At 59.6% G+C, this 21,595-nt stretch carries 18 protein-coding genes; 11 read left to right on the top strand and 7 right to left on the bottom strand.

Going from position 1 to position 21,595, the window contains the following annotated elements:
• Positions 1-15 precede the first annotated feature (15 nt).
• Entirely contained in the window at positions 16-579 is a 564-nt protein-coding gene (frr, locus tag ACSHXH_RS11665) for a ribosome recycling factor (RefSeq protein WP_435671970.1), read from the bottom strand.
• 133 nt (positions 580-712) lie between these two features.
• A complete protein-coding gene (gene pyrH / locus ACSHXH_RS11660; protein WP_435671969.1) occupies positions 713-1,462 on the bottom strand; it encodes a UMP kinase in 750 nt (249 codons plus the stop codon).
• A 129-nt stretch (positions 1,463-1,591) separates the two neighbouring features.
• On the opposite strand from pyrH, the gene miaA reads away from it, so the two are divergent.
• The 5 genes from miaA to ACSHXH_RS11635 all read left to right on the top strand — a co-directional run bounded on the left by miaA (position 1,592) and on the right by ACSHXH_RS11635 (position 8,913).
• Positions 1,592-2,488, top strand: coding sequence for a tRNA (adenosine(37)-N6)-dimethylallyltransferase MiaA (gene miaA, locus ACSHXH_RS11655; RefSeq protein ID WP_435671968.1), 897 nt, complete (start codon positions 1,592-1,594; stop codon positions 2,486-2,488).
• A 201-nt stretch (positions 2,489-2,689) separates the two neighbouring features.
• Complete coding sequence (locus tag ACSHXH_RS11650) at positions 2,690-4,357, top strand: ABC transporter substrate-binding protein (RefSeq protein ID WP_435671967.1); 1,668 nt, start codon at positions 2,690-2,692, stop codon at positions 4,355-4,357.
• A 107-nt stretch (positions 4,358-4,464) separates the two neighbouring features.
• Positions 4,465-5,520: an ABC transporter permease gene (locus ACSHXH_RS11645; RefSeq protein ID WP_435671966.1), complete on the top strand. Its 1,056-nt coding sequence runs from the start codon at positions 4,465-4,467 to the stop codon at positions 5,518-5,520.
• A gap of 17 nt (positions 5,521-5,537) precedes the next feature.
• The gene (locus tag ACSHXH_RS11640) at positions 5,538-6,731 is read left to right on the top strand and encodes an ABC transporter permease (protein WP_435671965.1); all 1,194 of its coding nucleotides are present in this window, start codon (positions 5,538-5,540) and stop codon (positions 6,729-6,731) included.
• A 97-nt stretch (positions 6,732-6,828) separates the two neighbouring features.
• Entirely contained in the window at positions 6,829-8,913 is a 2,085-nt protein-coding gene (locus ACSHXH_RS11635) for a dipeptide ABC transporter ATP-binding protein (protein WP_435671964.1), read from the top strand.
• An 85-nt stretch (positions 8,914-8,998) separates the two neighbouring features.
• Here the strand turns inward: ACSHXH_RS11635 and ACSHXH_RS11630 are convergent, their stop codons facing one another.
• Together ACSHXH_RS11630 and ACSHXH_RS11625 are read right to left on the bottom strand one after the other, a co-directional pair.
• The gene (locus ACSHXH_RS11630; protein ID WP_435671963.1) at positions 8,999-9,184 is read right to left on the bottom strand and encodes a Flp family type IVb pilin; all 186 of its coding nucleotides are present in this window, start codon (positions 9,182-9,184) and stop codon (positions 8,999-9,001) included.
• A 252-nt stretch (positions 9,185-9,436) separates the two neighbouring features.
• Positions 9,437-10,006 (bottom strand): lytic transglycosylase domain-containing protein, encoded by a 570-nt coding sequence (locus ACSHXH_RS11625; protein ID WP_435671962.1) that lies wholly within the window; start codon positions 10,004-10,006, stop codon positions 9,437-9,439.
• A gap of 225 nt (positions 10,007-10,231) precedes the next feature.
• On the opposite strand from ACSHXH_RS11625, the gene ssb reads away from it, so the two are divergent.
• Positions 10,232-10,753 carry a single-stranded DNA-binding protein gene (gene ssb, locus ACSHXH_RS11620; protein ID WP_435671961.1) on the top strand — a complete coding sequence of 174 codons (522 nt, stop codon included), beginning with the start codon at positions 10,232-10,234 and terminating at the stop codon, positions 10,751-10,753.
• 37 nt (positions 10,754-10,790) lie between these two features.
• Here ssb and aroB read toward each other — a convergent pair whose 3' ends face one another.
• Positions 10,791-11,903, bottom strand: coding sequence for a 3-dehydroquinate synthase (aroB, locus tag ACSHXH_RS11615; RefSeq protein ID WP_435671960.1), 1,113 nt, complete (start codon positions 11,901-11,903; stop codon positions 10,791-10,793).
• Entirely contained in the window at positions 11,900-12,460 is a 561-nt protein-coding gene (locus ACSHXH_RS11610) for a shikimate kinase (RefSeq protein ID WP_435671959.1), read from the bottom strand. The genes aroB and ACSHXH_RS11610 overlap by 4 nt, the downstream gene beginning before the upstream one ends.
• 120 nt (positions 12,461-12,580) lie before the next feature.
• Here ACSHXH_RS11610 and ACSHXH_RS11605 point away from each other — a divergent pair, with 120 nt between their 5' ends.
• From ACSHXH_RS11605 to ACSHXH_RS11590, 4 genes are all read left to right on the top strand, one after another.
• Positions 12,581-12,730, top strand: a complete 150-nt coding sequence (locus ACSHXH_RS11605; protein ID WP_435671958.1) for a hypothetical protein — start codon at positions 12,581-12,583, stop codon at positions 12,728-12,730.
• On the top strand, positions 12,720-14,276 hold the full coding sequence (locus ACSHXH_RS11600; protein WP_435671957.1) for a hypothetical protein: 1,557 nt from the start codon (positions 12,720-12,722) through the stop codon (positions 14,274-14,276). The genes ACSHXH_RS11605 and ACSHXH_RS11600 overlap by 11 nt, the downstream gene beginning before the upstream one ends.
• On the top strand, positions 14,273-15,199 hold the full coding sequence (locus ACSHXH_RS11595) for a site-specific tyrosine recombinase XerD (protein WP_435671956.1): 927 nt from the start codon (positions 14,273-14,275) through the stop codon (positions 15,197-15,199). The genes ACSHXH_RS11600 and ACSHXH_RS11595 overlap by 4 nt, the downstream gene beginning before the upstream one ends.
• Positions 15,200-15,267: 68 nt before the next feature.
• Positions 15,268-16,584: an HlyC/CorC family transporter gene (locus ACSHXH_RS11590; protein ID WP_435671955.1), complete on the top strand. Its 1,317-nt coding sequence runs from the start codon at positions 15,268-15,270 to the stop codon at positions 16,582-16,584.
• 38 nt (positions 16,585-16,622) lie between these two features.
• Here ACSHXH_RS11590 and ACSHXH_RS11585 read toward each other — a convergent pair whose 3' ends face one another.
• Positions 16,623-19,037, bottom strand: coding sequence for a GcvT family protein (locus ACSHXH_RS11585; RefSeq protein ID WP_435671954.1), 2,415 nt, complete (start codon positions 19,035-19,037; stop codon positions 16,623-16,625).
• A gap of 146 nt (positions 19,038-19,183) precedes the next feature.
• Between ACSHXH_RS11585 and ACSHXH_RS11580 the strand changes: the two genes are divergently transcribed.
• Positions 19,184-21,589, top strand: coding sequence for a GcvT family protein (locus ACSHXH_RS11580; protein ID WP_435671953.1), 2,406 nt, complete (start codon positions 19,184-19,186; stop codon positions 21,587-21,589).
• Positions 21,590-21,595: the final 6 nt, after the last annotated feature.

The following is a 21,595-nucleotide window of genomic DNA, read 5'->3' as shown; positions in this document are numbered from 1 at the left end:
CTTCCGGGTTGGTCCTCAGACCTGCATGATCTCTTCCTGCTTTGTCTCCAAAGCAGCGTCGACTTTCTTGATGTAGCCGTCGGTCAATTCCTGAACTTCGGTTTCCCAGAATTTCTGGTCATCTTCGGACAGGCCGTCTGCCTTGGCCTTTTTGATCTGATCCATGCCATCACGCCGGATGTTGCGGACCGACACGCGCGCATGTTCTGCGTAATTGCCAGCAACCTTGCCCAATTCGCGGCGACGCTCTTCGTTCAATTCGGGGATTGGCAGCATGATAATGGTGCCATTCAGCTGCGGGTTGATGCCAAGACCGCTTTCGCGGATCGCCTTTTCGACCTTGCCGACCAAACCCTTGTCCCAGACGTTGATCGTGACCATCCGCGGCTCGGGGACGTTGACAGTCCCGACCTGGTTGATCGGGGTACTGCTGCCATAGGCATCTACCATGATGGGCTCCAGCATCGAAGCGCTGGCACGGCCGGTGCGCAGGGACGCGAATTCCGTACGCAGGTTTGCCATTGCCCCATCCATGCGGCGCGTAAGATCGTCGGTATCAAGTATAAAGTCGTCTGCCATGTAGCCCTCAAGAGCGGTTTTTCTGCTTTGATGGCGGTTCTAAGCGACACACGCGCGAAAGTATAGCGCCTTGCACCGCAAGATCGCCCAAGATCTGTGATCTGTGACCGATTGGTCGGGCCGCCCTGCCCGATCAGGCCGTAGGCGCGCCGCCATGGACCTTGGTGTAGGTGCCTTTTCCGGCAAGGATGCCACGAAAGCCGCCCGGTTCGTCCAGCGGAAAGACAATGATCGGCAGGTTGTTGTCGCGCGCCAAGGCAATGGCTGAGGCGTCCATGACCTTCAGGTTCTTTTGCAGAACCTCGTCATAGGTCACTGCATCGTAACGTTTTGCATCCGCATGAGCGCGCGGGTCTTTGTCGTAGATGCCATCTACGCCGTTTTTGCCCATGAAGATCGCTTCGCAATTCATTTCGTTGGCACGCAGCGCAGCCGCCGTGTCGGTGGTGAAATACGGGTTGCCTGTGCCTCCGGCGAACACGCAAACGCGCTTTTTCTCAAGATGGCGCACAGCGCGGCGACGGATATACGGCTCGGCCACTTCATCCATGCGAATGGCCGAAATCACGCGCGTGAACACTTTCAGCTCTTCCAAGGCCGATTGCATCGCCAGCGCGTTCATCACCGTGGCCAGCATGCCCATGTAATCGGCCGTTGTACGCTCCATACCCTGAGCGCTGCCTTGAAGGCCGCGGAACACATTGCCGCCGCCGATCACCATGCAAATCTCGACGCCCAGATCATGGACCGATTTGACCTCATGCGCGATGCGCTGGACGGTCGGCGGGTGCAGTCCGAACCCTTGATCGCCCATGAGTGCCTCGCCCGAAATCTTGAGCATGACACGTTTGTATTTCGGATGATGGGTGATGCTGTCCGCCATATTGCGCTCCGTTCAAACGAGAGTCTAAAGTTGCGCATAAACTGTCGGAAAACCGGCACAGGGGCAAGGCGAAGTCGCGCCCAATACCAACACGCCGCAAGACAGGCATGGTTCAAAGGATCAACAGGCGTGGCAAACGGCGTTTTGGACGATATTAGGGCTCATGATCCGCGCAAACCGGTTCTGATTGCCGGGCCCACGGCAAGTGGAAAGTCCGAACTTGCGCTGCGCATTGCCGAAACACAGGGCGGGGTTGTCATTAATGCAGACGCCATTCAGGTCTATTCCGATTGGCGCGTGCTGACCGCCCGCCCCACGGTTGAGGATGAAGCGCGCGCGCCTCATGCGCTTTATGGGCATGTGCCGGGTGATCTGCCCTATTCGGTGGGGGATTGGTTGCGCGATCTGGAACCGTTCCTGTCAGAAGGCCCGCGCCCCATCATCATTGGCGGCACCGGACTTTACTTTACCGCGCTTACCGAAGGCTTGGCACAGATCCCGGCCACGCCCGACCATATCCGCGACACCGCCATGCAAAGGATCAATGACGAAGGCCACGCCGTACTGGCAGAAGAACTGGACGATGCGACCCGCGCCCGCATTGACCTTGCCAACCCGATGCGGGTTCAGCGCGCGTGGGAGGTGTTGACGACAACTGGCACCGGGCTCGCCGCGTGGCAGGACGACACCGCGCCACCCCGGCTCGCGGTGTCGGACGCCACTGCGCTAGTGATCACGGCAGACAAGGACTGGCTGACGCCCCGGATCGGTGCACGGTTTGCCCGGATGCTCGAAACAGGGGCGCTGGACGAGGCCCGCGCCAATCATCCGACATGGTCCGCTGACCTGCCCTCTGCCAAGGCCATCGGCGCGGCAGAGCTTATGGCCGTCATTGACGGGACTATGACGCTTGACCAAGCGCGAGAGAAATCGACAATCCTCACACGACAGTTTGCCAAACGGCAACGCACTTGGTTCCGTGCACGGATGAAATCATGGCAGCAGATTGACGCAAGGGAACTCTAAGCGTCGCAATCTAAACCGCAGAGCCAACTGCAAAAGATGTCGCACCGGGTCACAGTTGGTGTCGCAAACGAACCTCAAATGGTCTACTCTGACGATTGACGAGTGCGTTGGGATCAGGCGCTATATCGATTACACAACAAAGTGCCATCCAGCTGCACAAAAAATCGGCACAAAAAACAAACGTGTCACAGGGAGATACAGATGACGCAAACCACACAGCCCAAGACCCTTCATCCGGCAGCCGCGCTTTATGCCGAAGAATTCAAGGCAGGCAAAATGGACCGCCGCGAATTCCTGACGCGGGCCACCGGATTGGGTGTCACTGCGGCGGCGGCTTATGGGATAATTGGCTTGTCCCAACCCGCGCTCGCGCAAACCGCCAACATCCAACAAGGCGGCACGCTGCGCATTCAGACGCTTGTCAAAGCGATGAAAGATCCACGCGCCTATGACTGGTCCGAACTGGGCAACCAGTCGCGTGGGTTCCTTGAATATCTGGTTGAATACCAGCGCGATGGGACATTCCGCGGCATGCTTCTTGAAAGCTGGGAGGTCAGCGACGACGCCAAGACCTACACGCTCAATGTGCGCCCCGGTGTGACGTGGAACAATGGCGATGCGTTCACCGCCCAAGACGTGGCCCGCAACATCGCTGGATGGTGTGATGCCGCGATGGAAGGCAATTCCATGTCCGCGCGCATGGGCGGCTTGATCGACGCAGACACCAGTCAGGCCCGCGACGGTGCAATTGAGGTTGTCGATGATCTTACCGTGCGTCTGAACCTGTCCGCGCCCGATATTGCGATTGTGGCCAATATGTCGGACTACCCGTCCGCAATTGTGCACGAAAGCTATGACGGCGGCGATGTCTATGCACATGGCATCGGAACAGGTCCGTTCCGTCCCGTCTCCATCGAAGTCGGCGTCAAGGCTGTGATCGCACGCGCCACCGACCACACATGGTGGGGCACCGAAGCCTGGGGTGGCCCGTATCTCGACCAGATCGAATTCATCGACTACGGCACCGACCCCGCATCTTGGCTGTCAGCGGCAGAATCGGGCGAAGTGAACATGCTCTATGAATCCGTGGGTGACTTCATCGACATCCTTGATGCCATCGGGTGGGCCAAGACTGAAACCGTTACCGCCGCCACGCTGGTACACCGTTTCAACCAGCAGACCGATGTTGACGGTCGTGTTCCCTATGCCGACCGCAACGTGCGCAAGGCGCTGACCATGATGGTGGACAACCAGGTCTGCCTTGAGCTGGGCTATAACGGTCGGGGTCAAGTCGCCGAGAACCATCATGTCTGCCCAATCCACCCCGCTTATGCCGATATCGGCGCACCCGAATTCGATCCGGCAGCGGGCAAAGCAATGCTCGATACGACCGAGTTTGCCGATTTCGAACACGAGCTGATCACCCTGGACGATGATTGGGAGCGCAACACCGGCGCGTCAATCGCGGCGCAGATCGCGGATGCGGGTGTGAACATCAAACACACCGTGCTGCCGGGATCGACCTTCTGGAACGATTGGACGAAATTCCCGTTCAGCGCCACCAGCTGGAACCACCGCCCGCTCGAGGTGCAGGTCCTGTCGCTGGCCTACCGGACCGGCGAAGCATGGAACGAAAGCGCCTATGCCAACCCCGAGTTTGACGCGCTGATGGCAGACGCCCTGTCCATCGCAGACGCCGATACCCGGCGCGAGGTGATGTCCAAGGTACAGCAAACCCTGCGCGACGATGGGGTGATCATCCAGCCTTATTGGCGGGCGCTTTACAACCACCACGACGGCACCGTGGTGAACGCAGAAAAGCACCCATCCCACGAGTTCCGCCTTTACAAGCTCGGCTTCGCGGCCTGATCCATAACTCCGGCTCTGCCCCTCTGACGATCAGGGGGGCAGACGCCACCTGAGACTCCACGCTCTGCGCGCTGCCGTGCGGACATGACGAGGGAGACCCACCCGACATGGCTTTGTTTTTGCTTCGGCGCATCGGAACGATGGTGCTGACGGCTCTGTGCCTGACATTCATCGTTTTCTGGCTGACCAACCTTGCGCCAAACCTTGAAAAGCTGGCCAAGAACCAGGGCAATGTCCGGATGACGGACGAACAGGTCGACAGCTTTCTGCGCGACCGCGGTTATGCTCAACCTTTGCCGTTGAAATACGCCCAATGGCTTGGTGCCGCCCCCGGCTGGGTGATCGAAGGCCGCGATGGCACCGTGCGATCGCGCTGCAACGGCACCATGGAAGACGGTATCACCACCGACACAGACCGCCGGTTTTGTGGCGTGCTGCAAGGCGATTGGGGCCAATCCAGCGTATTTCAGGATGATGTCGGCGCAATCATCGCCACGCGGCTTGGCCTGACGGGCAAGCTGATGTTCTGGGTCATGATGGTCATGGTGCCCGGCGCGCTGATCATTGGCGTTCTTGCCGGTATGCGCGAAGGCAGCCGCACGGACCGGTCGCTCTCGACCGTGTCGATCATCAGCACTGCAACGCCGGAATACGTGTCCGGCGTTGTCTTCATCGCTGTGTTTGCATCCACCGCGTTCGGCCTGCGCTGGTTCAACGGCTCTGCCACCAGCGCGATGGAGAACGCCACGTTTGAAAATTTCACCCTGCCGGTGATGACCATCGCCCTTTACGGCATGGGATATATCGCCCGCATGACCCGCGCATCGATGGCCGAGGTCATGACAGCACAATACATCCGCACCGCCCGTCTCAAGGGGGTCAGCTTTCCCAACATCGTCATCAAACATGCCCTGCGCAACGCGCTGATCGCGCCGTTTACGGTGATCATGCTGCAATTTCCGTGGCTGCTGAACGGCGTGGTGATTGTCGAGACCCTGTTCAACTACAAAGGCTTCGGCTGGACGCTGGTACAGGCCGCCGGGAACAATGACATCGAATTGTTGCTCGGCGTATCTGTCGTGTCGGTCTTCGTCGTTCTGATCACGCAGCTCATATCCGATATCGGGTATGTCTATCTTAACCCACGCATCAGCGTGTCCTGAGCGGAAGGAACAGCACCATGGAACCGCTCGGTTGGTTTGACATTCTCACCCGCGTCCTCATTCAGTTTATGCCTGTCTGGGTCGCTCTTATTGTCCTTTTCACCCTGTCCATCGTCTACAAACGCAGACTGGGCCTGTACGGCAAGCTGTTTGACAGCACGATCGGCATGATCGGCTTTGCGCTGGTCATGTTCTGGGTCTTTACCGGGATTTTCGGCGCGTTTGACATGATCGTCACCCATGATGCACTGGCGCAAGTTTCGAGCATGAAGAACAAGCCGCCCGGAACGCCGATTGTTGGCGCAGACGAGGGCCAATACGCCTATTACCTGTTCGGCGGCGATAACCTTGCCCGTGACGTGTTCAGCCGCATGGTCAAGGGCGCGTGGGTGGTGGTACAAATCGCCCCCCTGGCGACGCTGTTCGCGTTTATGGTCGGCATCACGCTGGGCCTGCCTGCTGGATATTACGGCGGCAAACTGGACACATTGCTCAGCTTTCTGGCCAACCTCATCCTCGCCTTCCCGGTGATCTTGCTGTTCTACCTGCTCGTCACACCCGAGATCGTCGATACAGGCATTCCCAACTACATGGCGATGGTGCTGTTTGTCTTCCCGATCATCTTCGTCGCGGTTTTGCTTAACTCGCGCTACCGCACCCAACCCAAGGTCCGCACACCGATGCTGATTGCTGTGCTGGGGGTGATGGGATGGCTTTACCTGTCGCTCATATCTCAGCCGGGAACAGCGATCACCGTGCTGCCCGATGCCATCGACCTGTTCAACCTGCAAGGCGGCATTCTGGTGGTGTTCGTGTCCGTGGTGTTCGTGAATTCGCCCACCGTGTTCCGGATCGTGCGCGGACTGGCGATGGACATCAAAACCCGCGATTACGTCGCCGCCGCCCAAACGCGCGGTGAACGCCCGTGGTACATCATGTTGTGGGAAATCCTGCCCAATGCGCGCGGACCGCTGATCGTCGATTTCTGCCTGCGCATCGGCTACACGACGATCCTTTTGGGGACATTGGGGTTCTTCGGTCTTGGCCTGCCGCCGGAAAGCCCGGATTGGGGCACGACCATCAATGACGGACGCAGGTTGCTGCAAATCTACCTGCACCCCGCCATGGTCCCGGCCTTTGCGCTTTTGAGCATGGTGTTGGGGCTCAATTTGTTGGCCGATGGATTAAGAGAAGAAAGCTTGCGCGATTGATTGATGGCGGAACTGGGGGCCAGCCCCCAGACCCCCGGAGTTTACTTGGCAAGATGAAGAGGGACGCAGGTCTCCAGCTCCGACAGGGAGAGACAGAATGAAAGACAGCTACGACGGTCCGATCCTTGAGATTGACACGCTTTCGATTTCCTTTTTCACACGGTTGCGGGAAATCCCGGCAGTCATGGATTTTTCCGTCAAGGTGATGCCCGGAGAGGCTGTTGGGCTTGTTGGCGAATCCGGCTGTGGCAAATCCACGGTTGCCTTGGGTGTGATGCAGGACCTCGGGAAGAACGGGAGGGTTGTCGGCGGGTCGATCAAGTTCAAGGGCCGTGATCTGAGCCAGATGAGCCCGGACGAGCTGCGCAAGATTCGCGGGTCCGAGATCGCGATGATCTACCAAGAGCCAATGGCGTCCCTGAACCCCGCCATGAAGATCGGCCGCCAATTGATGGAGGTGCCGATCATCCATCGCGGAGCCTCCGAGAAAGAGGCGTATGCGCGTGCGCTTCAGGTGGTCACCGATGTGAAACTGCCCGACCCCAAGCGCATCTTGGATGCCTATCCGCACCAATTGTCTGGCGGCCAACAACAGCGCATCGTGATTGCCATGGCGCTCATGGCCGAGCCGTCACTGCTTATTCTGGACGAGCCAACCACCGCGCTGGATGTGACGGTCGAAGCGGCTGTGGTCGAGCTGGTCAAGGAGCTGGGCAAGAAATACGGCACCTCAATGCTGTTCATCAGCCACAACCTTGGACTTGTTCTGGAAACCTGCGACCGCATCTGTGTGATGTATTCTGGAGAAGCGGTGGAACGCGGGTCGATCACCGATGTGTTTGACGAGATGCAGCACCCGTATACGCAGGCGCTGTTCCGGTCGATCCCCCTGCCCGGTGCCGATAAGAACGCCCGCCCCTTGCGCGCCATTCCGGGCAATTTCCCGCTCCCACACGAGCGGCCCAAGGGCTGCAACTTTGGCCCCCGCTGCGATTACTTCGAGGCTGGGCGCTGTGATGCAGGCGATATCAAGATGATGGACGTGCCCGGCAATGAACGCCACGCCACGCGCTGTCTGCGCTTTCAGGAAATCGACTGGCAGGCCCCCATGGCGCTTGCCGAAACCACGCAAAAGGCCGAACCGGGGCGGGTTGTTCTCAAGATGGACAACCTCAAGAAATACTATGAGGTCGCGGCCAACGCCCTTTTGGGAAAACGGGGCGACACCAAGGTAGTCAAGGCCAACGAGACCCTGAGCTTTGAGGCACGCGAATCTGAAACTCTGGCCATTGTGGGGGAGTCGGGATGTGGCAAATCCACCTTTGCCAAGGTGTTGATGGGGCTTGAGACGGCGACAGACGGGCAAATCCTGCTCGACAATCGCAACATCGAATCCATCCCGATCGAGGCGCGCGACACCCAGACCATCGCCGATGTGCAGATGGTGTTCCAGAACCCGTTCGACACGCTTAACCCGTCCATGACCGTGGGCCGCCAGATCATCCGCGCGCTCGAAGTGTTCGGGATTGGCAAGAGTGATGGCGAACGGCGTGCACGGATGCTGGAATTGCTTGATCTGGTCAAACTGCCGCGCGCCTTTGCCGACCGCATGCCGCGTCAGCTGTCTGGGGGACAAAAGCAGCGCGTCGGCATTGCACGCGCCTTTGCCGGGAATGCTCGGATCGTGGTGGCCGATGAGCCGGTGTCAGCGCTGGACGTGTCGGTGCAAGCAGCGGTGACGGATTTGTTGATGGAGATCCAGCGCGAACAGAAAACCACGCTTCTGTTCATCAGCCATGACCTGAGCATCGTGCGCTATCTATCTGATCGCGTTATGGTTATGTATCTAGGGCATGTGGTGGAACTGGGCACAACAGATCAGGTTTTCGCGCCGCCCTACCACCCATATACCGAGGCGCTTTTGTCTGCTGTGCCGATTGCCGACACGCGGGTCAAGAAAAAGCACATCGTGCTTGAGGGGGATATTCCATCGGCAATGAACCCGCCATCGGGATGTCCGTTTCAGACACGCTGTGGTTGGAAATCACGGGTTCCGGGGGGGCTTTGCGAAAAAGAGGTTCCGGCACTGCGCACGCTGGAAGAGGGACATCAGGTCAAATGTCATCTGACCGATGCGCAACTGGCCGAAATGGAACCAGTGATCCAGATCGCGGCAGAGTGACAAAACGATCCGCGCCAGCCTTAAATGAACAGACAAGATGCCTGACCCCAGGCACCCATGACGCCGTCACGGTATGGCGCGATTTCTATTCGAGGTAATCGACCGCTGTCGCAACGGCTTCGCCTGTGGCTTCCAGCACGACTTCATTGCTCGCTTCCAATTGATCGTAAGACAAAAACGCCAAGCCAACGACTGCAGCCGTTAAAACCACCCATTCCACGGTGATTGCGCCGTCTTCATCATGGCAAAAGCTCTTGATGAACTTGATCATACCATTCTCCAACCTTTAAGAGACCACGCCGTCTGGTCCAAACCTATCTATCAACTGGCGATATTTTGCTAAATCGCATCGTTGTCTGAACGTAGGTTTGATGCAGAAATGGGGCATCAATTTGACCTCATTGGCACAGATTTGGAGCAATTTTTGTAAATTTTGCCCACAATAATCCTGACCAAACCACCAAGTCCACGCTGCCTGCGCGTTAGTCTAAGCTGCTGAGCACGCGTCTTAATCCGGGACGGCTTAGCGGCCCCAGATTTTCTTGACGTAGTTGCGCGTTTCACGGAAGGGCGGGATGCCGTTGTGCTTTTCAACAGCACCGGGCCCGGCATTATACGCGGCAAGCGCCAGCGGCCACTGGCCAAACTTGCGATACTGTTCCTTGAGGTAGCGCGCGCCCCCTTCAAGGTTTTGGGCAGGATCATTCGGATCAACGCGCAGGTCTTTTGCCGTTCCGGGCATCAACTGCGCCAGACCGATCGCGCCTTTGTGAGACCGGGCGTTTGGATTGAAGTTCGATTCCTGCTGCACGAGGCGTAAAAACAGGTCTTCGGGAATACCATGGCGGCGCGCGGCATCGCGGGCCATACCGGCATAGACACCTGTATATCCGCCACGGTACTGGGGCACGCTGTCTCCGGTGCCTGCATCACCCCATTTCGTCGGTGTCACCACCTTGGGCGGCTGCAACCGCACCGAGCTTTTGTATTGCTGCGCGGCGCGGGAGTCCAAAACCTTGGTTTTGCTGGAAAAGAGCGCAATGCGGCTCTTGGAGGACAACACCTCTGCGCTCACGGCGCTTGTACTCATCATCACGGCCACACTGATTACCGCAACAAATCTCTGTCTTGCTGTTCGCATAAATGCTCACGTCCCACATTGAGATCTTGCTGCTGTATAATCCGAAATTGGCGTTCACACCAGCCTTGGTTGGTCATGATTTCTTAACCACAAGCTGATGGTATCTGAGGGATGCGCTGGTGTAAGGTCGTGGCAACGGCGCGTTGCGCCAGAGATTCGAACAAAGATGGGGGTATCATGGCCGGCTCAGTCAACAAGGTCATCATCGTCGGCAATCTTGGCCGCGATCCGGAAGTGCGCACTTTCCAGAACGGTGGAAAGGTCTGCAACCTGCGAATTGCAACATCCGAGAATTGGAAAGACAAAAACACTGGCGAACGCAAGGAACGGACCGAGTGGCATAGCGTTGCCATTTTCTCGGAACCGCTCGCGCGGGTTGCCGAACAATATCTCAAGAAGGGCTCCAAGGTGTATATCGAGGGCCAGCTTGAAACCCGCAAATGGCAGGACCAATCCGGTCAGGACCGCTATTCAACCGAAGTCGTTCTACGCCCATACCGAAGCGAACTGACCCTGCTTGACGGGCGTAGTGATGGCAGCGGCGGTGGAGGTGGCGGCGGTGGCTATGTTGGCGGAGGCGGCGGCAACGACTATGGCGGCGACTACGGCGGGGATCGCGATTACGGCGGATCTAGCGGTGGTGGCGGTGGCCCAGCCCGCGCGCCTGCGCGCGACATTGACGACGAAATCCCGTTCTAAGACAGATAAGAAAAAGGCGCCCATAGCGGCGCCTTTTTTATCGTTCCGCCAGCGCATCCCGAAGCAGGTTCAGCACAATTTCAGACGGCACGTCCGACGTGACGAACGCATCCCCGATACCGCGCGCAAGAATAAAGCGCAGCTGACCGTCGATCACCTTCTTGTCTTGACCCATCAGGTTTAGCAATGCCGCCGCATCCGGTAAATCGCCCTCTATATCTGCCAACGTGACCTTCATGCCCATCGCATGCAGTATCTGCCGCACGCGGCTTGGCTCTTCCTGGGCACATAAACCAAGGCGCGATGACAGCTCGAACGCAAGCGCGCACCCGATGGCGACTCCTTCACCGTGCAAAAGACGGTCCGAATAACCCGTCGCTGCCTCAAGCGCGTGACAAAACGTGTGGCCAAGGTTCAACAGCGCGCGGTCGCCCTGCTCCGTCTCGTCGCGCACCACGATATCGGCCTTCATTTCAACGGATCGTTTGACCGCATAGGCCAGCGCATCGGGGTCACGGGCGGTGATCCGAGCCGCGTTCTTGTCTTGCCAGTCAAAGAACGCCGCATCCCCCAGCAATCCGTATTTGACCACCTCGCCATAGCCAGCAAGGAAATCACGCTCGGGCAAGGAGTGCAGCACAGAAATATCGGCCAGCACCAGTGCAGGCTGGTGAAAGGCCCCGATCAGGTTCTTGCCCTGCGGCGCGTTGATGCCGGTCTTGCCGCCCACCGAACTGTCCACCTGCGCCAAAAGCGATGTGGGGATCTGCACGAACCGCACGCCCCGGCGCAGCACCGCTGCCGCAAAGCCAACAAGATCGCCGATCACGCCGCCACCAAGCGCCACAACCACGTCGCGGCGTTCGACCTTTTGCTCAAGCAGCCATTCCACGGTGCGTTCGAACTGTGGCCACCCTTTGGTGGATTCGCCGGCTGGCAATGTCAGGCTGACAGATGCGATGCCCTGCGCAGCCAACGCCACTTCGAGAGACCCCAGATGCAGTTCGGCAACATGCGCGTCAGTGACAATCGCCACCCTTGGGCGCGCCAGAAACGGGGCGATCTCGGCCCCGGCGCTGGTCAAAAGGTCGGGTGCAATCCGCACGTCATAGGCGCGGCCCTCAAGCGGAACATGAACGGTTTCGATCACCCTTGAACCTCCAGAACATCCGGGCGCGTCTTGAGAGCCTCAATCACCCGCATCGCCATATCATCGATTGAGATACCGGGGTCCGACGGCACGGTCAGATCCGCCATGGCGTAGACCGGCACTCGTTCTTCATAAAGCCGGGTCAAGGCCGCCAGCGGCTCTGGCACCCGCAGCAAAGGCCGCGTATCTTTATGCCGGACACGACTCCAGAGCAGGTCCAGATCGGCATTCAGCCACACCGCCACGCCCTTTTCCGAAATGATGTCCCGGTTGGCTGCGGCCATATAAGCGCCGCCACCCGTCGACAGAATGCCGCGCTCTTTTTCAAGAAGCCTCGAGATCACCTGACGTTCCTTGAGGCGGAAAAACGGCTCACCGTCGCGCTCAAAGATTTCGGGGATCGTCATGTTGGCTGCCTTCTCAATCTCGGCATCCGAATCAAGGAAGGGCGCATCCAGCGCTATGGCAAGTGCCTTGCCAACAGCGGTTTTCCCGGCACCCATCATGCCCACCAGCACCACCGTTTTCTTCAGTCTTGCCTGCATTGTGTCTGACATAGCCCTTGTATCTCGGCCAAGTGCCGCCAATTTTTTGTCAACGGTGGTTGAATGACGTGATCTTGGGGAAAAGGCCAGTTATAACTTGGAAAAAATCAACAAGGCAGGGCAAGGATCGTCATGGGGCGCATAGCAAGAGGACTGATCTATCTTTTCATCATCGGTGCAGTGGCACTGGTGGCCTATGCCTATATCGGGCCGTTCTTCGGTGCTGATTTTTCACCGCCGCAAACAGAAGTCAGAAAGCCTGTGACGCTGGATGCAGATTAAGCCCCTCCTTATCCCTTTTGCCTTTTGGGCACTGCCGGTCTGGGCGCAGGAACAACCGCTGTCGGCGATTGATTGGCTTGCGGTGCAGCGCAACGCGCCGCCTGTGATCATGGCCCCGCCCGCAGCAGCCGACACACCGATCGCCCAAAGCGTCCGTGTCCCCGACATTGAGGTCCAATCCTTGGACGCGCCAAGCGCGGGGGGCGTTGGCTTGCTGCCGACTTCGGTCACAGGCCTACCGCCCACGCTTTGGCAAGGCAGCCGCGACACCGACCTGATCGCAGCCCTTGACGCGTTACAAATGCGCAGCCCGTCGGTTCCGGCACTGGATATGCTCTTGCATACCTTGCTTCTGGCCGAAGCCGAAACACCCTCGATCAGCACAGGCGATGCATTCCTCCGCACCCGGATCGACGTGTTGTACCATCACGGTCTGGTCGCCCCGGCCGAAGCCATGCTGGAACGGGTCAGCCCCCTGACACCCGACCTGTTTGATCGCGCCTTTGATCTTGCCCTGCTCACCGGCTCGGACGAGGCGCTGTGCATGATGCTTGCCGACAGCCCCAATCTGAGCCGCGATCTGCCTACCCGGATCTGGTGCGCCACCCGCAGCGGCGATTTCCCGCGCGCAATGACGGTCTATCAAACCGCCACAACGCTGGGCCAATTGTCCGATCTCGACACCGAACTCCTGCTGCGGTTCCTTGATCCCGAGTATAGCGAAACGACAACACCGCTGCGCCCCCCCGTGCGCCCGACGCCGCTACAATTCCGCCTGTTCGAAGCCATCGGCGAAGCGCTGCCGACAACCCCGTTGCCCCTGCCCTTTGCAGTGGTCGAAGTGACGGGCGATTCGGGGTGGCGGGCGCAATTGCAAGCCGCTGAACGGCTGGCCCGCGCAGGAGCGATCGACGGCAACCAGCTTTTGGGCGTCTACACCGAACAGATGCGCGCCGCGTCCGGCGGCATCTGGGACCGCGTCGAAGCACTGCAACGGTTCGAAACCGCGCTGAACACCGGCGATCCGGGGGCGGTGTCGTCCTCGCTCGAAAAGGTCTGGCCGCAAATGCGCAGCGCGGGCCTTTTGGTGCCCTTCTCGAACCTTTTTGCCATCCGCCTGCAAGACTTGCCCCTGTCCACCCGCGCGCAGGAGATCGCGCATATTTCGGGGCTTTTGTCGAATGATTACGAAACCGCCGCCCACGCCTTGACGACAAGCGCTGACCCACGTCTGGCGTTCCTCTCGGCCATCGCGTTGGGCCAGTCGCCGACCAGCCCCCCCTCTGATGTGCCGCATGGCGAAGCGCTTGCGTTGGCCTGGACCGGCACGGTCCGCGCGCCCGAGGATCTGACGGCGCTTCCCGGCCAGAACCGGTTGGGCGAAGCCTTGCTGATTGCCATCCAGCGGTTCGAAACCGGGGCCAGCGGCAATGATGCCGATGTCACCGAAGCCTTGCACACCTTTCGGGCCTTCGGGCTAGAGGACACCGCCCGCCGCGCGGCGCTGCAACTTGCGATCCTTGACATGGAAGGCGCGCGACGATGAACGACCGGCACTGGATTTCGGCGTTTCTGGATGCTCAGGCCGCCGAACGCGGGGCGGCGACGAACACGCAACTCGCCTATGCCCGCGATCTGTCGGATTTCACCGGCTGGCTGCGCGCGCGCGGATCGTCCTTGCCAGCGGCGCAAAAGGCGGATGTCGAAGACTACCTTGTCTATTGCGACGCGCAGGGCTTGGCCAAGTCCACCCGCGCGCGACGGCTGTCCGCAATCAAACAACTTTATCGCTTTTGCTTTGAGGAAGGGTTCCGCACCGACAATCCGGCAGTGCAGATCAGTGGTCCGGGGCGCGACAAGCGCCTGCCCAAGACGCTCTCGATCGAAGAGGTGGACCGCCTGCTTGATGCCGCCATTGCGCATGGCCGCAGCCCTGCCGAGAAGGAACGCAACACCTGTCTGATGCAGCTTCTTTACGCCACCGGCATGCGCGTGACTGAACTGGTGTCTTTGCCCCTGTCCTCGGCCAAGGGCGATCCGCGCATGCTGCTGATCCGGGGCAAAGGCGGCAAGGAACGCATGGTACCGCTGTCCCCCCCGGCCCGCGCCGCCCTACGCGACTGGCTCAAGACCCGCGAAGAGATGGAGGACAGCGCCCGCGCCAACGGCAAAGCCGCGTCGGCGTTTCTGTTTCCGTCGCGCGGCAAGTCCGGCCACCTGACGCGGCACGCATTTTATGTGCTGATCAAAGACCTCGCGGCCGAAGGTGGCGTGTCCCCTGCCAAAGTGACCCCGCACACGCTGCGGCACGCCTTTGCGACCCATTTGCTGGCCAACGGCGCGGATCTGCGCGCAATCCAGACGTTTCTGGGCCACGCGGATGTGTCCACTACCGAGATCTATACGCATGTTCTCGAAGAACGGCTCAAAGAGCTGGTGCTTGATCACCACCCGATGGCGCGGGACTGACCCACGGCTCTTGAACACGACGGGCCCTGCCCCCATAACCCTGTCAGCATTTCAAAACGTTGGACCCCATGGAACCCGCAACGACAGCGGCAGACGCCGCATTCTGGATGACCTCCACCGCCATTCTTGGCCTTCTCGTGCTGTCAGCGTTCTTCAGCGGCTCTGAAACCGCGCTGACCGCCGCATCACGTGGCAAGCTGCGCTCCATGTCCGACAAAGGCTCCAAGGGCGCGGACCGCGCGTTGCTGATCACCGAAGACAATGAGCGCCTGATCGGGTCGGTCCTGCTGGGCAACAACCTTGTCAACATCCTCGCCACCTCGCTGGCCACGGCGCTGTTCACACGGGCGTTCGGCGAATCCGGTGTGGCACTGGCCACGTTGGTGATGACCGTGCTTGTTCTGGTCTTTGCCGAAGTTCTGCCCAAGACCTATGCGATCACCAATCCCGAAGCTGCCGCAAGCCGGGTGTCGCCAGTTATTGCGCTGGTGATCAGAGTGTTTTCCCCCATCGTCAGCGCCGTTCGGGTGCTGGTGCGCGGTGTTCTGGGCCTGTTCGGCGTCAAGACCGACCCCGACAGTCACATCCTTGCCGTGCGCGAGGAAATCGCCGGCGCGCTGCAACTGGGCCATTCCGAAGGCGTGGTCGAAAAAGAAGACCGCGACCGCATCCTTGGCGCGCTGGATCTGAGCGAACGCACGGTCGAAGAGATCATGCTTCACCGGTCCGGCATCGAGATGATCGACGCCGACAAAGACCCGCAGGACATCCTGCGCCAATGTCTGGAATCGAACCACACCCGCCTGCCAGTGTTCCGGGGGGATCCCGAAAACATCATCGGCGTGGTCCATGCCAAGGATCTGTTCCGCGCAATGTACCAGTTCATGCAGGAAGGCGAACGCCCTGCCGATGCCATGAGCAGCTTCAAATTCGCCGAAGTGGCGATGAAGCCGTATTTTATCCCCGAAAGCACGTCGCTGGACGACCAGATGCGCCAGTTCCTGCGCCGCCGCACCCATTTTGCGCTGGTCGTGGATGAATATGGCGCGTTGCAGGGGTTGATCACGCTCGAAGACATCCTTGAGGAAATCGTGGGCGAGATCACCGATGAATTCGACCCCGATGGCGATCACCCTGTCAAAGCGGACGAGGACGGCAATTACTGGATTGATGGCGCCATGACGATCCGGGACGTGAACCGCCAGCTTGACTGGACACTGCCCGATGATGAGGCCAACACCGTCGCCGGTCTGGTGATCCACGAGGCGCAGATGATCCCCACTATCGGCCAATGTTTCAGCTTTCACAGCTTCCGGTTCGAGGTTGTGGCGCGCGACAACAACCGCATCACCGCGCTCAAGATACGGCCCTTGTCGGCGGAATAGTTCCGGCAACGATTGGGGGCTTTGGAAACCCGAAAAGGTCAGGCGCGCAGACGCGTACCGCCCGGATCGAAAGGCGGTTGGTCAAGGATCACAGCCCTATGCGGACGTCCCAGCACCATCACATCGACTGTATCGCCTGGCTTTGCATCTTTGACATAGGCAATCGCCAGCGACATCCCCACATGATAGCCGTAAGCCCCCGACGAAACCCGCCCTATGCCGATGCCGTCTTTGAAGATCGGCTCCCCGCCCGTGGCATCCGCGTTTGACGCATCGGTGTCGCTGGCATCGAGCGCAAGCAGGACCATGCGTTCGCGGGCGGGTTTTTGCATATTGGCCAGCGCCGCATCCCGGTTCAGGTAAGGTTTGTCACTGCGGCACAAACGGTCCAGTCCACATTCCTGCGGCCAGTATTCCGGACTGTATTCGCGCCCCCAAGACCCATAGCCTTTTTCCATCCGCAGGCTCATCAGCGCACGACTGCCCACTGGCACCGCCCCAACCTCTTGGCCTGCCTCCAGCAACGCGGTGTAAAGCGCCGCCTGATCCCCGGCCCGGCAATGCAGCTCCCATCCCAGATCGCCGGTGAAAGACACCCGCAGCGCCATCACCTCCACCCCTGCGACCTCAACCAGCTTGGAGCGCATGAAGGGCCAATCGGCGGTGTCGAGCGAGATGTTGGTCAGGCGTTGCAGCAGCGCGCGGCTTTGTGGGCCTGCCACGTTAAAGCCGCTCCAGGTGGTGCTCAGCGATTCAAATATCGTGCCCTCGGGCAGCGGCACCGCGTCGTAAAAACGTTTCTGATAGCGTTCCGCCATGCCAGAGCTGATGATCCAGAATTCGTCCTCGGCCAGCCGTGTGACCGTGGCATCGCCGGCAACGCCGCCACGTTTACCAATGAGCGGTGTCAGACAGGACCGACCCACGTCGCGCGGCATGCGGTTGGCAAACACCGCGTTCAGCCACGCCTCGGCCCCCGACCCCGTGACGCGGTACTTGGCAAAGTTCGAGATGTCGATGATCCCGGCTTTGTCGCGCAAGGTGCGCGCCTCATGGCCCACCACATCCCACCACGGCTGACGGGTGAACCCCGCGCTTTCGACAACATCCTGCGAGAAATAGAGCGGGTGTTCCCAGCCGTAGTTCAGGCCGAACACCGCGCCCATCTCGCGCTGCATCTCGTAGACGGGGCGCGTGCGCACCGGTCGACCCGCCGCGCGTTCCTCGTTCGGGAAATGAATCTTGAAGCGGTGCGCGTATTGATCTCCAACCCGTGCCTTGGTGAATTTTGCGTCGGCCCAATCGCCAAAACGCGCCACATCCCAGGCAAACATGTCGTACTGCATCTCGCCTTCGATGATCCATTGCGCCACCATCAAGCCCATGCCGCCTGATTGCGAAAACCCCGGAATGATGCCGTTGCAGCAGAAATAGCCCTGTTTCTCGGGCACCGGACCAAGCAGCACATTGCTGTCCGGCGACCAGATCATCGGGCCGTTGATCACCCGCTTGATCCCGGCAGCCCCCACCGCTGGCACCCTGTCGATGGCACGCATCATGTTGTCTTCGATCCGTTCCAGATCATCGGCAAACAGCTCGTGGCCAAAGCCCTGTGGCGTCCCGTCCTCGGCCCAGAAACGGACGTCCTTTTCATACGCGCCCACCAGCAGGCCCTTACCCTCTTGGCGCAGGTAATATTCGCCGTCCCGGTCAGCAACCGACGGCAAGCGCCGGTCCATCGCGGCAATCTCTGCAATGGTTTCGGTCACAAAATACTGATGTTCGGTCGGCAAGAGCGGCAATTTGATCCCTGCCAGCGCGGCCACCTCGCGGCCCCAGAGACCGGCGGCATTCACGACCCAGGGCGTGTGAATGTCGCCTTTGGGTGTGCGGACAATCCATGTGCCGTCAGGTTGCTGATCCGTGGCGGTCACGGGCGTAAAACGGTGGATCTCTGCGCCTTTCTGACGGGCCCCGGCGGCATAGGCCGCAGTCACGCCGGACGGGTCCACATTGCCGCCATCGGGTTCATACATGATGCAACGGATGCCATCGAAATTCACCAGCGGATGCAGCACCTCAGCCTCGGCGCGGCTCACCTCGTGAAAGTTCATGCCATACAGCTTGGCCTTGGCCGCTTGCAGGCGCAGCTGGTGTTCGCGCGCTTCGGTCTGGGCAAGGTAAAGCGATCCGGGTTGGAACACACCGCAGCTTTGGCCGGTCTCGGCCTCAAGCTGGTTGTAGAGGGTCATCGTGTAATGCTGGATACGGCTGATATTGGTGCTGTCATGCAGCCCGTGAATGTTGGCCGCCGCGTGCCAAGTTGACCCGCTTGTCAGCTCGTCGCGTTCCAGCAGAACAACGTCAGTCCAGCCCAATTTTACCAAATGGTATAAAATCGAACAGCCGATGACGCCGCCTCCGATGACAACGGCCTGTGCGTGGGTCTTCATGGCGAGTCGCTCCGGTGATTTCGCCTCCACCCTTTGCCGACACGTCTAAAAGATGTTGCCCTCTGCCGACACACCGTGTCGTTTTCCGACAGGACGAAGAGAACCTGTCCCGCCCATTGTCACCTCAACAAAACGAGGAAACCTTCATGAAAACCACCACCCGTGTATGTGTGATCGGCGGCGGCGTCGTTGGCGTTTCGGTGCTGTATCACCTGACCAAGCTAGGCTGGTCAGATGTGATGCTGGTCGAACGGTCGGAATTGACCTCCGGCTCGACATGGCACGCGGCGGGCGGGTTTCACACGCTGAATGGCGACACCAATATGGCAGCACTTCAGGGCTATACGATCCGGCTTTACAAAGAACTCGAAGAGATCACCGGCATGTCCTGCGGGCTGCACCATGTCGGCGGCATCACGCTGGCCGATAATAAAGACCGGTTCGACATGCTGCTCGCAGAGCGGGCCAAGCACCGTTACATGGGGCTTGAGACAGAAATTGTTGGTCCGGAAGAGATCGCCAAGATCGCACCGATCACCAATCTCAATGGCATCCTTGGCGCGCTTTATGATCCGCTTGACGGGCATCTTGATCCGTCGGGCACGACCCATGCCTATGCCAAGGCGGCGCGGATGGGCGGTGCCACGATTGAGACCCATGTTATGGTCAGGGAAACCAATCCTCGCGCCGATGGCACTTGGGATGTGGTCACCGACAAGGGCACGATCCATGCCGAACATGTGGTCAATGCAGGCGGTCTTTGGGCGCGCGAAGTAGGTGCGATGGCGGGGGTCTACCTGCCGCTGCATCCGATGGAGCATCAGTATATCGTCACCGACGAGATCGCAGAGATCTACGAACGCGACAACGAGCATCCGCATGTGATGGACCCGGCGGGCGAAAGCTATCTGCGCCAGGAAGGGCGTGGGTTGTGCATCGGGTTTTATGAACAACCCTGTCGCCCCTGGGCGGTGGATGGCACGCCGTGGAACTTTGGCCATGAGCTTTTGCCAGATGACTTTGACAAGATCGGGGAGAGTATTGAATTTGCTTATAAACGCTTCCCCGTGCTTGAACGTGCCGGCGTGAAATCGGTGATCCACGGACCGTTTACCTTTGCGCCGGATGGCAACCCGCTTGTCGGTCCAGTGCCGGGTTTGCGCAACTACTGGTCAGCTTGCGGCGTGATGGCGGGGTTCAGCCAAGGTGGCGGTGTTGGCCTGATGCTGGCGCAGTGGATGACGACCGGCGAATGCGAACGCGACGTGTCGGCGATGGACGTTGCACGGTTCGGGGATTGGATCAGCCCCGGCTACACGCTGCCGAAGGTGATCGAGAACTACCAGAAGCGCTTTTCCGTCAGCTACCCAAACGAAGAACTGCCCGCTGCACGGCCCAATCGCACCACACCCATGTTTGATATCTTTGATGGCATGGGCGCGGTCTGGGGCGCGCAGTACGGGTTGGAGGTGGTGAATTACTTCGCCGCCCCAGACGAGCCGCGCTTTGAAACACCGAGTTTCCGCCGTTCCAACGCGTGGGAGGCCACTGCCCGCGAGGTGAAAGCCGTGCGCGAGGCCGTTGGCATCAATGAAGTTCAGAACTTCGGCAAATACGAGGTGCGCGGCGCCAATGCGCGCGATTGGCTGGACCGGATCATGGCGGGTCGCATCCCCAAAATCGGGCGTCTCTCATTGACTCCAATGCTGTCCCCACAGGGACGCCTGATCGGTGACTTCACAATTTCCTGCCTTGCGGATGACTGGTTCCAGCTGACCGCAAGCTATGGCGCACAGGCCTATCACACGCGGTGGTTCGAACAAAACGCACAGGATGGCGTGACGGTGCGCAACGTGTCGGACGCGCTGACCGGGTTCCAGATTGCAGGACCGAACGCACGCAAGGTGCTCGACGCGGTGACGCGCGATCCCACGGATCTCAAGTTTCTTGACGTCCGGTCCATGACCATCGGCATGACCTCCTGCCTTGTGCAGCGGGTCAGCTATACGGCGGGTCTGGGCTATGAGATTTACTGCGAACCCGTGGCGCAACGGCAAGTGTGGCACACGCTTTGGACGGCGGGTCAGGATCACGGGATGAAACCTTTTGGCATGCGCGCGATGATGTCGCTGCGTCTGGACAAGTTCTTTGGCTCTTGGCTGTCGGAATTTTCGCCGGATTACACTGCCGCCGAAACCGGCATGGACCGCTTTATCGCATGGTCCCAGAACGTCGATTTCATCGGACGCGCAGCGGCAGAGGCAGAACGCGCCACGCCCCCCAACCGCGTGCTGTGTGCGTTCGAGGTCGATGCAGGGGACGCGGATGTGAATGCCTATGAACCGATCTGGGTCGACGGCGTGGTTCAGGGGTTCTGCACCTCTGGCGGCTATTCGCATCATGCGGGCAAATCGATCGCCCTTGGGTTGATCCCGCGCGCCCATGCGCAGGACGGGCAAAAAGCCCAGATCGAGATTTTGGGCGAGATGCGGGATGCCACGCTGATCACAACGCCGCTTTACGACGCTGACGGAGGCCAGATGCGCGGCTAGACTGCG

Source organism: Marivita sp. (assembly GCF_051251565.1).
GTDB lineage: Bacteria > Pseudomonadota > Alphaproteobacteria > Rhodobacterales > Rhodobacteraceae > Marivita.
Note: the sequence above shows the minus strand (reverse complement) of the source record. Positions and strands in the feature narration are given on the sequence as shown.

Coding starts and splice junctions, on each gene's coding strand:
- frr (WP_435671970.1), bottom strand. CDS start 579: ATGGCAGACGACTTTATACTTGATACCGACGATCTTACGCGCCGCATG.
- pyrH (WP_435671969.1), bottom strand. CDS start 1,462: ATGGCGGACAGCATCACCCATCATCCGAAATACAAACGTGTCATGCTC.
- ACSHXH_RS11650 (WP_435671967.1), top strand. CDS start 2,690: ATGACGCAAACCACACAGCCCAAGACCCTTCATCCGGCAGCCGCGCTT.
- ACSHXH_RS11645 (WP_435671966.1), top strand. CDS start 4,465: ATGGCTTTGTTTTTGCTTCGGCGCATCGGAACGATGGTGCTGACGGCT.
- ACSHXH_RS11640 (WP_435671965.1), top strand. CDS start 5,538: ATGGAACCGCTCGGTTGGTTTGACATTCTCACCCGCGTCCTCATTCAG.
- ACSHXH_RS11635 (WP_435671964.1), top strand. CDS start 6,829: ATGAAAGACAGCTACGACGGTCCGATCCTTGAGATTGACACGCTTTCG.
- ACSHXH_RS11630 (WP_435671963.1), bottom strand. CDS start 9,184: ATGATCAAGTTCATCAAGAGCTTTTGCCATGATGAAGACGGCGCAATC.
- ACSHXH_RS11625 (WP_435671962.1), bottom strand. CDS start 10,006: ATGATGAGTACAAGCGCCGTGAGCGCAGAGGTGTTGTCCTCCAAGAGC.
- ssb (WP_435671961.1), top strand. CDS start 10,232: ATGGCCGGCTCAGTCAACAAGGTCATCATCGTCGGCAATCTTGGCCGC.
- ACSHXH_RS11610 (WP_435671959.1), bottom strand. CDS start 12,460: ATGTCAGACACAATGCAGGCAAGACTGAAGAAAACGGTGGTGCTGGTG.
- ACSHXH_RS11605 (WP_435671958.1), top strand. CDS start 12,581: ATGGGGCGCATAGCAAGAGGACTGATCTATCTTTTCATCATCGGTGCA.
- ACSHXH_RS11600 (WP_435671957.1), top strand. CDS start 12,720: ATGCAGATTAAGCCCCTCCTTATCCCTTTTGCCTTTTGGGCACTGCCG.
- ACSHXH_RS11595 (WP_435671956.1), top strand. CDS start 14,273: ATGAACGACCGGCACTGGATTTCGGCGTTTCTGGATGCTCAGGCCGCC.
- ACSHXH_RS11590 (WP_435671955.1), top strand. CDS start 15,268: ATGGAACCCGCAACGACAGCGGCAGACGCCGCATTCTGGATGACCTCC.
- ACSHXH_RS11585 (WP_435671954.1), bottom strand. CDS start 19,037: ATGAAGACCCACGCACAGGCCGTTGTCATCGGAGGCGGCGTCATCGGC.
- ACSHXH_RS11580 (WP_435671953.1), top strand. CDS start 19,184: ATGAAAACCACCACCCGTGTATGTGTGATCGGCGGCGGCGTCGTTGGC.